Source organism: Streptomyces sp. NPDC001927, assembly GCF_053594455.1.
In genome coordinates, this window is the sequence record NZ_JBSFEN010000007.1 from 371,861 (window position 1) to 385,128 (window position 13,268).

The following is a 13,268-nucleotide window of genomic DNA, read 5'->3' on the forward strand; positions in this document are numbered from 1 at the left end:
CCCTCACCCCAGGGCCATCGCGGGCTAGATGATCCCGAAGAGGATCCCCGCGGCCAGGACCACCAGCGAGGTGAGCGCCGCCCACTTCACGGTGAACCGGGTGTGGTCGCCGAACTCGACCTTCGCCATGCCGACCAGCACGTACACCGCCGGGACCAGCGGGCTGGACATGTGCAGCGCCTGGCCGACGATCGAGGCCCGGGCGATCTCCAGCGGCGACACGCCGTGCGCCGCGCCCGCCTCGGCGAGGACCGGCAGGACGCCGAAGTAGAAGCCGTCGTTCGACATGAAGTACGTGAGCGGGAGGCTCAGCACGCCGGTGACCAGCGCCATGTGCGGGCCCATGCCCTCCGGGATCGCGCCCACGAGCCAGTCGGCCATGTGCTTGACCATGCCCGTACCGGTGAGGACTCCGGTGAAGACGGCGGCGGCGAAGACCATGCCGGCCACATTGAGCACGTTCTCGGCGTGGGCCGCGATCCGGGCCTTCTGGTCGGCCATCTTCGGATAGTTGACCGAGAGCGCGAGGGCGGCGCCGAGGAGGAAGAGGACCGGGATCGGCAGCAGTTCGAGGATCATCGCGGTCAGCAGCGCGACGGTGAGGCCGGCGTTGAACCAGTACAGCTTGGGCCGGAGCGTCGGCCGGTCCGGGTCGAGCCCCTGGAAGCCCCCGTCGGCCGCCTCGGAGCCGGTCGCCTCGGAGCCGGGCGCACCGGAACCGGAAGCGGAACCGGACGACTCCACCGCACCCGCGCCCGTACCGCCGCCGCCCGCCTTGACCAGCACGGTCTCCGTCTGCGGTTCGAGGACCTCGTCCAGGGTGAGGTAGCCGATGCGCTTGCGCTCGCGCAGGCCGAGGACGTACGCGAGGCCGAAGACGAAGAGCAGGCCCACGCCGAGCGCCGGGATCATCGGGACGAAGATGTCGGCGGCGTCCACCTTGAGGGCGGTCGCGGCGCGGGCGGTCGGGCCGCCCCAGGGCAGGGTGTTCATGACGCCGTTGGCGGTGGCCGCGACGCCGGTCATGACGACCAGGCTCATCCCGAGCCGCTTGTAGAGCGGGTACATCGCCGAGACGGTGATCATGAAGGTGGTGGAGCCGTCGCCGTCGAGCGAGACGATCGCGGCGAGCACCGCCGTACCGACCACGACCCGCACCGGGTCGGCCTTGCAGAAGCGCAGGATGCCCCGGACGATCGGGTCGAAGAGGCCGACGTCGATCATCACGCCGAAGTAGACGATGGCGAACATGAGCATCGCGGCGGTGGGCGCGAGCTTCTCCACGCCGTCGATGACGTAGTCGCCGAGTTGGGCGCCCTGCCCGACGGCCACGCAGAACAGCGCGGGGATCAGCACGAGCGCCGCGATCGGCGACATCTTCTTCGTCATGATCAGGACCAGGAAGGTCGCGATCATGGCGAAGCCGAGGACGGTCAGCATGGGAGGACACCTCACGTTCACCCTTGAACTCACACCGGGGCGGCTCGCTCCGGTGCGGCGGTCCGGATGACGTTAGGTGGCCTCTTCTGCCGTTAACAAGACGTTGACGCGTGAGCAATACGAGCAAAAGCCCAGGTCAACGACGGGCTATGAACGCCGGGCTAGGACAGAGGCGCCAGCTCCACGGGGAATCCGTTGAGCACGGCCGTGCCGGAGAGCGGGTCGAGCCGGGAGCCGTCGAGGAGCTGGTTGACGTTGACGCCGGGGCGGGCGGCGGCCACCGCCAGCCGGGTGCCGGACCGGTCGTGGCCCCAGCCGTGCGGCAGGCTCACCACCCCGCTCCGTACGGCGTCGGTGATCTCCACCTCGACCTCCAGGGCGCCGCCCTCCGCCGCGATCCGGGCGGGCTTGCCGTCGGCGAGGCCGAGACGGTCGGCGTCGGCGGGGTGGACCTGGAGGGTGCACCGGTTCGAACCGCTGTTGAGGGACGGCGCGTTGTGCAGCCAGCTGTTGTTGGAGCGCAGGTGGCGGCGGCCGACCAGGACGAGGCCGCCCGGCTCGGCGTCGAGGGCGGCGCGCAGCCGGGGCAGGTCGGCCGCGATCGGGGCGGGGAGCAGCTCCACGCGCCCGCTGCGGGTCTTGAGGAGCCCGGGGAGCCGGGGCCGCAGGGGGCCGAGGTCGATGCCGTGCGGCGCCGCGCGCAGGTCGTCGAGGGTGAGGTCGTACGGGCCGAGGCGGAGCATCAGGTCGAGGCGCCGTTCGGGCCCCGTCGCGCCGCTCAGCCCGGCGGCGACGGCCTTGGGGTCGGCGCCGTGGACGGGCGAGTGCGGTTGGGTGACGGCCTTGGCGAGGGTGCTGTCGATGGCGAGGTCGTCGACGGCGGAGGGCGGGGCGCCCAGCATCCCGGAGACGGCGAGGATCAACCGGGCGTGGATCTCGCACTCGTCCATGCGTCCCTCTTCCAGAGGGACGGCGGCCGGGGTGAAACGGGCCTGGTTGCGGACGGCGAAACCGTTGAAGGCGAAGTCGAAGTGGGCGCTCCGCGAGGGCGGCGGCGGGGGCAGGACGACGTCGGCGTGACGGGTGGTCTCGTTGAGGTACGGGTCGACGGCGACCATGAAGTCGAGGGTGCCGAGCGCCCGGTCGAGGCGGAGCCCGTCGGGGGCGGACAGGACGGGGTTGGCGGCGAGCGTGATGACCGCGCGGATGCGCCCGGCGTCCTCCGTCGCGCCCTCCGTCTCGATCTCCTCGGCGAGCGCCGCCATGGGGAGTTCGCCCTTGGCCTCGGGGTGGCCGGAGACCCTGCTGGTCCAGCGGCCGAGCGCGAAGCCCTTGCCGGGGCCGGCCGGTCGAGGTGCCGGGGCTGTGGCGGAGAGCGGGAAGAGCGCGCCGCCGGGCCGGTCGAGGTTGCCGGTGAGGACGTTGAGGACGTCGACCAGCCAGTTGGCCAGGGTGCCGTACGCGACGGTGGAGCTGCCCATCCGGCCGTAGACGGCCGCCGTGGGCGCGGCAGCGAGCTCGCGGGCGACGGTACGGATCGTGGCGGCGTCCACGTCGCACGCGGCGGCGACGGCCTCGGGAGTGAACTCCCGTACCGCCTCCCGTACCGCCTCGATCCCCTCGACGTGGTCGGCGAGCGGGCCGGGGTCGGCGAGGCCCTCGGCGAAGAGGGTGTGCACGAGCGCGGCGAGGAAGAGGGCGTCGGCGCCGGGGCGGATGGCGAGGTGGCGGTCGGCGAGCCGGGCGGTGCGCGTGCGACGCGGGTCGACGACGGTGAGGGTGCCGCCGCGCTTGCGCAGCGCCTTGAGCTTGCCCGGGAAGTCGGGGGCGGTGCAGAGGCTGCCGTTGGAGTCCAGCGGGTTGGCGCCGAGCATCAGCAGGTGGTCCGTGTGGTCCAGGTCGGGGACCGGGATGGCGAAAGGGTCGCCGTAGAGCAGCCCGCTGGAGACGTGCTTGGGCATCTGGTCGAGCGTGGAGGCGGTGAACAGGTTGCGGGTGCGCAGGGCGCCGATCAGCAGCGGTGGGTAGAGGGCGCCGGCCATGGTGTGGACGTTCGGGTTGCCGAGCACGAGACCCACCGCGTTCGGACCGTACGTCTCGATCAGGGGCCGGATCCGGGCGGCGATGGTCTCGAACGCCTCGTCCCAGGTGGCCTCCTGGAGCCTGCCGTCCTTGCGGACGAGGGGCCCGGCGAGCCGGTCGGGGTCCGCGTCGACCTCGCCGAAGGAGGCGCCCTTGGGGCAGATGAAGCCCTGGCTGAAGACGTCGTCACGGTCACCGCGTGCGCCGGTGATCGTGGTTCCGTCGAGGGTCAGGGTCAGCCCGCAGGTGGCTTCGCAGAGGGGGCAGATGCGCAGGGCGGTGGACATGGCGGACTCCCTGGAGCGGCGACGGTGGCGCGCGGGCACCTGCGAGCATACCGACCGGTAGGGACGGCGGGGAGGGTCCGTCGGGGCGCAGGTCTGCCGGACGGTACCGCCGGTGCGTAGGCCCGCCGAGCCGTCAGCTCAGGGAGGGCGCGAGGTAGGCGTAGAGGAGTTGCCGCGTCTCGGCGATGAGCGCGGGGTCGCCGGACGGGGCGGCGCGGAAGGCGAGTTGGAGCAGGGCGTCGGCCGCCTCGACCCCGACCAGGACCTTGCGGCGCAGCGCCTCGTCGGCGGTGCGGCCGAGATGGTCGGCGAGGAGACCGCAGAGCCGGTCGGCGACGAGGTGGTTGGCGTCGCCCGATTCCCCCTCGGCGGCACCCTCGTCGACGGTGGGCGCAGGGACACCGAAGTCGACGAGCGCGAAGCCCGGGACGGTGCGCTTCATCGCGATGTACTCGTCCAGGACGCCGTCGATCGCGCTGTACGCGTCGACCCGGCCGGTCGCGGCGAGGCGGGCGGAGATCCGCTCGGCGTAGCGGTCGAGGTTGCGGTGGGCGAGGGCGTCGGCCATCGCGCGCTTGTTGCCGAAGAAGCGGTAGACGGAGCCGATGGGGACGCCCGCGCGCACGGCGACCGCGCGGGTGCTCAGCTGCTCGTAGCCGGTCTCGTCGAGGAGTTCGGCGCAGGCGTCGAGGATCCGGGCGAGGCGCTCGGCGCTGCGCTGCTGGACGGGGGTGCGGCGGAGGGATGGCTGGGGCACGGGGTCCATGATGCCGCTCCGTTCCCGATCGGGTCAGGCGGTGGGCGGGGGCGCGCGACGAGTGGGACAGGCGGCGGGCGGGTGCGCGCGGGTCAGGCGATGAGCAGGCCGATGCCGCCGAGGGTGTACGCGATCATCAGCGCGAACAGGGGAAGTTGGCCGGCCACGGCCCGGGCGGGCGGGAAGAGGCGCACGGCGCGGTCGTGGGCGGCCACGACGCCCAGGACGTGGCCGGTGACGATGGCGCCGACCTGGAGGGTGGCGAGGGCGCCGGGGCCCAGTGGTGGGGCGGGTGCGGGTGCGTTGTCAGTGCCCACTGCCATCATGACGGTACGTGGTCCTTCGGTGACGAAGAGTGTGAAGTAGTGGGCGACGAGATAGCCGAGGGCGATGGGCAGGAGGGAGTGGGCGAAGGAGGTGAGCGGAGTGGTGAGTGCGCGGGACATCAGGCGGAGGGTGCCCGCGCAGAGGCCGTAGAGGGCGGCCACCAGGGCGACGGCGGCGAGGAGGCCGAGGGTGGCGGTGACGGTCGGCCCGAGGGGGGAGGTCTGGAGGGTGGTGATCCAGCGGGGGTTGTCGGAGAAGCCGTCGTAGGCGGTCGAGCCGAGCAGGACGCAGACGGTGGCGACGAGGCCGGGGACCTGAGGGGTGGAGTCGAGGCTGTTGAAGGGGGAGCGCAGGACGAGTCGGCCGTCGGCCCGGCGGCCGAGCGGGGAGAGCCGGGCGAGGAGGGCGGAGTAGACCTCGAAGGGGTCGGCGTGGGCGAACCAGTCGGGGCCGTGGCGGGCGGCGCCGAGGAGGCCCGCGGCCGTGAGGACGGCGAGGAAGGTCAGGAGGGTGGTGGTGGACGCGGGGTCGGGGGCGGCGAGTTCGAGCCAGGCGAAGAGAAGGAGGCCCCCGGCGGCGGGGCGGATACCGAGAGCGGCGGGCAGGGGGCGGGGTGCGCGGGGAGCGGGGAGCAGCGCGTGGAGGGCGCGCAGGGGGTTGAGGAGGCGCCAGACGGGCCCGAGGAGAAGGGAGGCGGGGACGAGGCCCACCCAGAGCAGGACGTAGACGGCGCCGGGTGCGGGGTTGCGGTCGGGGTCGTCGGGACCGAGGAGGAGGTACAGGAGGACGGCGGTGGCGGCGGCCGCGCCGACGACGCGCAGTGCGGTACGGGTGGCCGGGGCGTCGGCGAGGCGCTGGACGGCGGCGGGCAGCGGGCGGCCCGCCCGGTCGCCCCGGAACCGGGAGGTGGGCCAGAGCAGGCCGAGGGCCAGGAAGGAGACGAAGAGCGCGGCGAAGGCTCCCGCGTAGGCGTAGAAGGGCGAGAGCGGGAGGTCGTGCTGGGAGCCGATGCCGTGGGCGAGGAGGTGGGCGGGGGTCGGCGGGTGCGCGGTGTCGGTCACCGGACGACGAGCTGGGTCAGGAGGAGGCCCGAGCCGTGGGTCTCGACCTCGAAGAGGCCCGTGCGGTCGGCGGTGAAGGTGAGGGTGCCGGGTTCGCCCGGGGTGAGGGGCAGTTCGCGGTCGTAGCCGTGGACGTGGAGGGTGTCGGCGCGGTCGGCGGTGACGCGGAGGGTGAGCTGCTCGCCCTTCTTCAACTCGACGCGGGAAGGGGGTGGTTGGACGGACTTTCCGGTGACGGTGATCTCGACGGTCCGGCCGGGGACAGGCGTGGTGGTCCGGGGCGTGGTGGTCCGGGGCGCGGCGGTCGTGGGGGCCGCGGTCGCCGTCGGAGCGGTGCCGGCCCCGGCGGCCGTGGGGGTGGCGCCGATCGTGAGGGGGACGGTGGCCTCGATCGGCTTGCCCGCGACCGCCCAGACGGTGTGGTCGTCGGCGTGGAGCCGGACGGTGACCGAGCGGGCGCCGGGCGGGACGTGGTGCCAGGGGCCGTAGACCCGGCCGGCCTCCTTGCCGTCGGCGAGGAGCCGGGCGTGGCCCCGGCCCGGGATGGCCGCGCCGCCGACGCTCTCCGGAGTGAAGCGGAACCTCTCCACGGTGAGGTGGATGTTCCAACCGCCCTCGGAGTCGGGCCGCGCCTCCACGCGTACGGCGGGGGCTCCTTCGGCCGGCACCTCCCGCAGCCGGTGCCCCGCCTCGTCCGTCGCCGCGAGCAGGGTGCCACTGCCGCCGGTGGCCTCCTGGTGGCTGGTCCCCGGCTTGTGGTGGGTCGTCGCCCGCCCACCGCACCCGGTGGCGGCCAGGGCGAGGGCGAGGACCACCCCCGCCAGAGCAGCCGCCCGCCTCACGCGGCACCCCCGTCGCCGGCCCCGTCGTTCGCCTGGCGCGCCGCCGCGGTCACCGGCGTCGGTGCCGGCTCCGGGGCGGGTTCGTGGTCGCCCGCTTCCCCGGGGGCGCGGCGGCCGGCGGCGATCACGGCCCACAGGACCCAGACCACCGCGAGGAGCCCGCGCAGCCAGGCGGGGCTGAGGGGGATCCAGGGGATCATCAGGACGGCCTTGTCGAAGGCGTCGAGGAGGGTGAGGGCGCCGAGCGCGAGGGTGGTCCAGGCGAAGGCGGGGCGGGTCGGGCGCAGCGCGAGGCCGACCACGGTCCACCAGGCGCCGATCAGGAGGAGCGCGAGCGCCGGAAGCGGGCCGGAGGCGAGGCCGAGGGTGGAGCCGGCCACGTCCAGGGCCAGGCCCACGAGCCCCAGGAGGGTCGCGATCCCCGCCAGCCGGTGGCCGCGGAGCCTGCGCCACCACAGGGCGCCGCCCACGAGGGCGAGGACGACGGCGACCCCCAGGGCGAGCTGGGTCTCGACGCGCTGGACGCCCCGGGCGCCGTACCAGTCGCAGCCGGCGGGCAGTCGGCGCGCCTGGACGTTGTAGTCGGCGCACACCAGGAGGTGGGCGAGCTTGGCCGGTTCGCCGACGAGCCGGTCGGTGTTCCCGGAGACCTCGCCGCGCCGCTTCCCGCACTCGGGCAGGGCGCCGGGGCTGGAGGCCCCCGCCGGCTTGCCCTCGGCCTGCCAGCAGTTGCCGCCGCCCTGCCCGTCCCACCACACGTCCGTGCGGTTGGGCCGGGAGGCGCCGGAGCGGTCCACGCCCAGGTGGTTGCCGGCGTAGCGGTTGTGGTGGGAGGTGTCGGTCTGCTTGCCCCAGGCCGACTCGCCCCGGATGAAGGCGGGGACGGCGCTCAGGAAGAAGGCGGCGCGCTGGTGTCCGTACACCCAGTTGTTCTCGTACAGGTTCCAGTTGCCGCCCGCCGTGATGATGCCGGTGCCCGGCGGCATCGAGATCTGGGGGCAGACGACGCCCTGTTCGTAGCCGCGCTCGACCGGGGGCTTGGCGCAGGTGCCGTCGGCGACGTACCGGTAGTAGTTCTGGTTGTTGTCGTGGATCAGGTTCCGCTCGAAACGGGCGTGGTTCTGCGGGAGTCCGGGGTGGCCGGGGAAGGCGGAGTCCATGGAGGCGCCGCCCATGTTGTGGTCGAACTCGTTGTCGTGGACGTAGACGGAGTCTCCGGCCGTGCCGCTGTAGCCGACCATGTTGTGGTGGCTGCGGCAGCCGGTGATCTCGATCGAGTAGCGCGGGACGTCGTAGCCGCGGCCGTCGTTGATGTCGGAGGCCGAGCCGGGGTAGATGCCGGAGTCGCCGTTGCCGTACGACTCGCAGTTCTTGTACAGGCCGTGGTCGGAGGCGAAGGTCAGGAAGCCGTACTCGTCGTTCCACCGGGTGAGCACGTTGTCGATCACGAAGCCGTCGGCGGCGAGGACGTACAGCGAGTTGAAGGTGGTGCGCTGGGCGGTGAAGTTGCGGAAGTAGACACCGTCGGAGGCGTCGGCGCGCAGCGCGTTGAGCTTGGTGTACTTCGCGTCGAAGACGACGTCCAGGCGGGAGGCGCCGGTGCCCTCGATCTGGAGGTTCTTCTTGCCGAGGATCGCGACCAGGTTCTGGTTGTGCGGGCACTGCTTCTGCTGCTCGTACGACAGGATCTGGTAGCCGAGCGCCGACTTGGGGGCCTTCAGCGCGGCGCAGGCGCCGGTCGGCGCGGGCTGCGAGGGCTCCTCCTCGTACAGGCCGGGCAGGACGGCGATGGTCATACCGGGCCGGTCGACGGCGTCGACGGCCTCCTGGAGATGGCGGTAGCCGCCGCGCGCGCAGCGGTCGAAGAGGGCCAGGTTCCGGGCCTTCAGCTCGGCCGGGAAGCCGGAGATCCGGCGGTCGAAGTCGGCCCGGTCGGTCTTGCAGACCAGGAGATCGGGCTCCCCGGTACGGAGCGTCGGCACGCTGCCGGTGCCGTCGGGGAAGGTGACGGGCCGCTCCTCGTGGGCCTGGGCCCCGGGGGCGGTGACAAGGGCGGCGACGAGCGCCGCGAGAACGACCGAGAGCGCGACAAGGAGCCTGCGGGTCCACGACATGCGCGCGAGAGTAGAGCATTGTTCATCTTTTGGAACCCCTCATGCACACATCACGTCGAACCGAGACCTCGGAGACCCTCGGAGACCCTCGGAGCCCTCCGGAGCCCTCCGGAGATCCCCGGAGACCCCTGGCGCCCCGTTGACGTGAGCGGGCGCGGAATCCTACGGTCATGCATAGGATTGTTTTGGGCGTCAGGACAGGAGCGTGCGATGACCACGGAGAACACCGAGCGGGCGAGAAAGACGGCCGACGGACTCCAGTACTCCACCGGCTTCGGCAACGAGCACACCTCCGAGGCGGTCCCCGGCGCGCTGCCGCACGGCCGCAACGCGCCGCAGCGCGCGCCCCTCGGCCTCTACGCGGAGCAGCTGAGCGGCAGCGCGTTCACCGAGCCGCGCGCCCACAACCACCGCTCGTGGCTGTACCGGATCCGCCCCTCGGCCGCGCACCCCCCGTTCACCCGGATCGAGAACGGCGCCGTCCGCTCCGCGCCGTTCACCGAGACCGTCCCCGACCCGAACCGGCTGCGGTGGAACCCGCTCCCCGACCCGGCGCCCGGCACGGACTGGCTGGCCGGCCTCTGGACGCTCGGCGGCAACGGCGACGCCACGCAGCGCACGGGCATGGCGGTGCACCTCTACCACGCGAACGCCTCCATGGAGCGGGTCTTCAGCGACGCCGACGGCGAGCTGCTGATCGTCCCCGAGCGCGGCGGCCTGCTCCTCCGTACCGAACTCGGCCTGCTCGCCGTCCACCCCGGCGAGATCGCCCTGATCCCCCGGGGCGTCCGCTTCCGCGTCGAGCTCCTCGACGCGACCGCCCGCGGCTACGTCTGCGAGAACTACGGCGCGCCCTTCCAGCTCCCCGACCTCGGCCCGATCGGCGCCAACGGCCTGGCGAACGCCCGCGACTTCCGCGCGCCCGTCGCCGCGTACGAGGACGTGGAGGGCCCGGTCGAGGTCGTCAACAAGTTCTGCGGCAACCTCTGGTCCGCGACGTACGACCACTCCCCGCTCGATGTCGTCGCCTGGCACGGCAACCACAGCCCGTACGTCTACGACCTGCGCACCTTCAATGTCATCGGGTCGATCTCGTACGACCACCCGGACCCGTCGATCTTCACGGTCCTCACCTCGCCGACCGACACCCCCGGTCTCGCGGGCGTCGACTTCGTCGTCTTCGCCCCGCGCTGGCTGGTGGGCGAGGACACCTTCCGGCCGCCGTACTTCCACCGCAACGTGATGAGCGAGTACATGGGCCTCATCGAGGGCGCGTACGACGCGAAGGCCGAAGGCTTCGTCCCGGGCGGCGGGTCCCTCCACAACATGATGTCCGCGCACGGCCCCGACCGGGAGACCTTCGACAGGGCGAGCGCCGCCGAGCTGAAGCCGCAGAAGATCGACGACGGTCTTGCCTTCATGTTCGAGACCCGCTGGCCGGTGACCGCCACCGCCCAGGCGGCCGGCGCCGACCACCTGCAGAACGCATATGACAACGTATGGCAGGGTCTTCAGCGCCACTTCCGGCCGTAGAGTCTCGCTGTCGTCGTACGGAGAACGCCGTGACCGCCTTCGCTCCCGACTCGCTGGTCCTGAACCGCAAGCTGCCGCTCTGGTATCAGGTCTCGCAGTCGCTGCGCGCCTCCATATTGGGCCGCACGCCCGACGCGTCGCTGCGGCTGCCCACCGAGGAGCAGCTCGCCGCGCACTACGGCGTGAGCGTGCTGACGATGCGGCAGGCCCTGAAGGAGCTGGAGCAGGAGGGCCTGATCAGCCGGCACCGGCGGCGCGGCACCTTCATCGAGCCGGGCGCCCGGCGCGCCTCCCCGCGCCGGCTGCTCGGTTCGATCGACGCGATCGTGGCCCAGCAGTCCGGCGAACGGACCACCGTTCTCGACCACGGCACCGAGCCGGTGCCGGGTGAGCTCGCCGAGTTCTTCCCCGATGTGGCGGAGGTGGTCGCGTACAAGCGGCTGCGGCGCGACGGGGAGAGCGGGGAGCCCACCAACTGGGCGGAGAACGCGGTACGTCCGGACGTGGCGGCCGGGCTCGACCCGGCCGATCTGGAGCGCTGGCCGATGACGAAGGTGCTGCGGGACGTGGTGGGGGTCCGGATCAGCCGGATCACGGACACGGTCGAGGCCCGGCTCGCCGACCCGGAGACGGCGGCCCTCCTCCAGGTGCCGCTGCTCTCGCCGATCCTGCACTACACGGGCGTCACGTACGACAAGGACGGCCGGGTCGTGGACGTGGCCCGGATCCGGTACCGGGGCGACCGCTTCTCCTTCACGGTGACGGTCGAGGCGCAGTGAGCCACCGGGACGGTGATGGAGGCGTCGCACCGAGCCTGAGCCACCGGTCACCGTGACGGTCAAGGCACTCTGGAGGCGCACGGAGCCCGCTCGCTAGCATCCGAGGGTGACCCGAGACGTACCGCTGGACGACGCGCCCCTCCTGGACGAGCTGATGCCGTGGTCCGTCGCGCCCCTGCGGCTCGGCCGCTCCTGGGTCGTGGCGCCGGACGTCCGCACCCTGCGCGAGCGCTGGAACCGGCTGGTCGCCGCGGGCCCCGAGGAGCGCGAGGAGCTGTTCCGGCCCAGCCGGGCGCGTACGCCGTCGAGTTCGGTGGCCGCACTGCCCGGGCAGCGGACCGGCACGGTCCGGTTCGCCCGTGAGACCGGCCCGTCCCCCGAGCCGGTGCGGCTCGCCCACGGGCCCTTCGACGAGCAGTGGCTGCTCCCCGACCACCGGCTCATCGACACCGCGCGCCCCGAGCTGTGGCGGGTCGCGGACGAGCGGCAGCTCTTCGCCGTCGAGCAGGGGTACGTGCCGGGCGCGGCCGGCCCCGCGCTGCTCGTGACGGCCGCGCTCCCGGCCGGCCGCTCCCCCGCAGGACGCCCGGGCCGGATCCGCCCGCTGTTCCGCCGCCCCGGTGGCGAGGAGCCGAACCTCGCGCCCGGTCTGCTGCCCTGGCTGAGCCAGCGGTACGGGACCCGGGTCACCGCCCCCGACGTGCTCGCCTGGGCCGTGGCGGCCGCCCGCCCCTCCCCCGCGGGCTGTCGCGTCCCGCTCCCGGCGGACCCGGACGTCTGGGCGGCGGGCGTGGAACTCGGCCGCAGGCTCAGGGACATCCAGCTGCGGGGCGCCCGGGGCGGCGAGCGCCCCCGGCTGCCCGGCGGCCGCCGCCCCTACGTCCGGGCACCGATCCCGGCCCGGCCGGCCACGCTCGCGTACGAGCCCGGGGAGGAGACCCTGACCCTCGACGACGGCAGGATCTCCCCCGTACCGGCGGAGGCCTGGGACTTCCAGGTGGGGGGCGTACGGATGCTGGAGCAGTGGTTCGCGCACCGCACCGCGCCCGCCGAGCCCGGCTCCCTGGAGGCGATCGGCCCGGCGGCCTGGCCGCAGGAATGGACCTCCGAACTCCTGGAGCTCATCACCGTGCTCGCCCTGCTCGCCGCCCGGGACGCGGAGCGCACGGAGCTCCTCGCGGAGGCGCCGCTCCTGCCCCGGACGGCGCTGCGCGACGCGGGCGTCCTGCCCGTACCGGCCACGGCCCGCCGCCCCGCCTCCGTACTGGACCACCAGGAGGAGGGCCCGGAGGGCCAGTTCGCCCTGCTCTAGGACGATCTACCCCCGGACGAACGAGTCGATCGCGCGCCCCAGCGTGCGGTCGAAGATCTCCTCGGGGTCGAGCCGCTCGACCCCGGCCTCGCCGATCACCGCCGCCAGCCTGGGGTAGTCGCCGCCCGCGAGACGCCCCGCGAGGTAGGCCCCGCGTACGGCCTGTTCCTGTTCCTCGGACCAGGGCAGGCCGCGGGCGCGTTCGGCGAGGGCGAGTTCATTGGCGACGATGGTCATCACGGTGCCGTTGACGGTCGCGATCAGCTCCATCTTCGTGCCGCCGGGCAGATCCAGACCGTCCAGGCAGGCCAGGCAGGCCTCCAGGAAACGCAGGGCGTTCGGGCCGAAGGCGTACCCGGTCGTCATCAGCCTGATGACCCACGGGTGGCGGCGCAGGATGCCCCGCGCCTGCCGGCCCACCTGGAGCATGTCCGCGCGCCAGTCCCCGCTGGGAGGGTCGGGGAGTTCGTACTCGCCGCTGACGGCGTCGACCATCAGCTCGTACAGATCCTCCTTGCGCGGCACGTAGTTGTAGAGCGACATCGTGCCGCAGCCGATGTCGGCCGCGATCCGTCGCATGGAGAGCGCCTCGATGCCGTCGGCGTCAGCGATGCGCACGGCGGCCGCCACGATGTCGGCCCTGCTGTACGCCGGTTTGGGGCCGCGGCCCGTGCGCTCGGGGCGCGCCCAGATCACTTCCGGTTCGGCCGCTCGGCCCGCCATGGATCATCACC

At 73.2% G+C, this 13,268-nt stretch carries 10 protein-coding genes; 3 read left to right on the forward strand and 7 right to left on the reverse strand.

Translation table 11 applies throughout. The features are described from left to right. Positions 1-24: 24 nt before the first annotated feature. The 6 genes from ACWCO8_RS21530 to ACWCO8_RS21555 form a co-directional block, all read right to left on the reverse strand. Positions 25-1,440 (reverse strand): CitMHS family transporter, encoded by a 1,416-nt coding sequence (locus ACWCO8_RS21530; RefSeq protein WP_451033550.1) that lies wholly within the window; start codon positions 1,438-1,440, stop codon positions 25-27. A 161-nt stretch (positions 1,441-1,601) separates the two neighbouring features. Further along, positions 1,602-3,809: a molybdopterin oxidoreductase family protein gene (locus ACWCO8_RS21535; protein WP_451033551.1), complete on the reverse strand. Its 2,208-nt coding sequence runs from the start codon at positions 3,807-3,809 to the stop codon at positions 1,602-1,604. Positions 3,810-3,942: 133 nt separating this feature from the next. Continuing rightward, the gene (locus ACWCO8_RS21540; protein ID WP_451033552.1) at positions 3,943-4,575 is read right to left on the reverse strand and encodes a TetR family transcriptional regulator; all 633 of its coding nucleotides are present in this window, start codon (positions 4,573-4,575) and stop codon (positions 3,943-3,945) included. 83 nt (positions 4,576-4,658) lie between these two features. Next, on the reverse strand, positions 4,659-5,954 hold the full coding sequence (locus ACWCO8_RS21545; protein ID WP_451033553.1) for a hypothetical protein: 1,296 nt from the start codon (positions 5,952-5,954) through the stop codon (positions 4,659-4,661). Then, positions 5,951-6,796 (reverse strand): hypothetical protein, encoded by an 846-nt coding sequence (locus ACWCO8_RS21550; RefSeq protein WP_451033554.1) that lies wholly within the window; start codon positions 6,794-6,796, stop codon positions 5,951-5,953. The genes ACWCO8_RS21545 and ACWCO8_RS21550 overlap by 4 nt, the downstream gene beginning before the upstream one ends. Further along, positions 6,793-8,910, reverse strand: a complete 2,118-nt coding sequence (locus tag ACWCO8_RS21555; protein ID WP_451033555.1) for a right-handed parallel beta-helix repeat-containing protein — start codon at positions 8,908-8,910, stop codon at positions 6,793-6,795. Before ACWCO8_RS21555 ends, ACWCO8_RS21550 begins: the two co-directional genes overlap by 4 nt. A gap of 210 nt (positions 8,911-9,120) precedes the next feature. On the opposite strand from ACWCO8_RS21555, the gene hmgA reads away from it, so the two are divergent. The 3 genes from hmgA (at position 9,121) to ACWCO8_RS21570 (ending at position 12,534) form a co-directional block, all read left to right on the forward strand. Next, complete coding sequence (hmgA, locus tag ACWCO8_RS21560) at positions 9,121-10,443, forward strand: homogentisate 1,2-dioxygenase (RefSeq protein ID WP_451033556.1); 1,323 nt, start codon at positions 9,121-9,123, stop codon at positions 10,441-10,443. Between the two features lie 29 nt (positions 10,444-10,472). Then, a complete protein-coding gene (locus ACWCO8_RS21565; RefSeq protein WP_362004254.1) occupies positions 10,473-11,222 on the forward strand; it encodes a GntR family transcriptional regulator in 750 nt (249 codons plus the stop codon). A 154-nt stretch (positions 11,223-11,376) separates the two neighbouring features. Continuing rightward, the gene (locus ACWCO8_RS21570; RefSeq protein ID WP_451033637.1) at positions 11,377-12,534 is read left to right on the forward strand and encodes a type ISP restriction/modification enzyme; all 1,158 of its coding nucleotides are present in this window, start codon (positions 11,377-11,379) and stop codon (positions 12,532-12,534) included. A 6-nt stretch (positions 12,535-12,540) separates the two neighbouring features. On the opposite strand, the gene ACWCO8_RS21575 is transcribed toward ACWCO8_RS21570, so the two are convergent. Next, entirely contained in the window at positions 12,541-13,257 is a 717-nt protein-coding gene (locus ACWCO8_RS21575) for a TetR/AcrR family transcriptional regulator (protein ID WP_451033557.1), read from the reverse strand. Between the last annotated feature and the right edge of the window lie 11 nt (positions 13,258-13,268).

What these genes read in the sequence shown, in the direction of transcription:
- ACWCO8_RS21530 (WP_451033550.1), bottom strand. Translation starts at nt 1,440, where the DNA reads ATGCTGACCGTCCTCGGCTTCGCCATGATCGCGACCTTCCTGGTCCTG.
- ACWCO8_RS21535 (WP_451033551.1), bottom strand. Translation starts at nt 3,809, where the DNA reads ATGTCCACCGCCCTGCGCATCTGCCCCCTCTGCGAAGCCACCTGCGGG.
- ACWCO8_RS21540 (WP_451033552.1), bottom strand. Translation starts at nt 4,575, where the DNA reads ATGGACCCCGTGCCCCAGCCATCCCTCCGCCGCACCCCCGTCCAGCAG.
- ACWCO8_RS21555 (WP_451033555.1), bottom strand. Translation starts at nt 8,910, where the DNA reads ATGTCGTGGACCCGCAGGCTCCTTGTCGCGCTCTCGGTCGTTCTCGCG.
- hmgA (WP_451033556.1), top strand. Translation starts at nt 9,121, where the DNA reads ATGACCACGGAGAACACCGAGCGGGCGAGAAAGACGGCCGACGGACTC.
- ACWCO8_RS21570 (WP_451033637.1), top strand. Translation starts at nt 11,377, where the DNA reads ATGCCGTGGTCCGTCGCGCCCCTGCGGCTCGGCCGCTCCTGGGTCGTG.
- ACWCO8_RS21575 (WP_451033557.1), bottom strand. Translation starts at nt 13,257, where the DNA reads ATGGCGGGCCGAGCGGCCGAACCGGAAGTGATCTGGGCGCGCCCCGAG.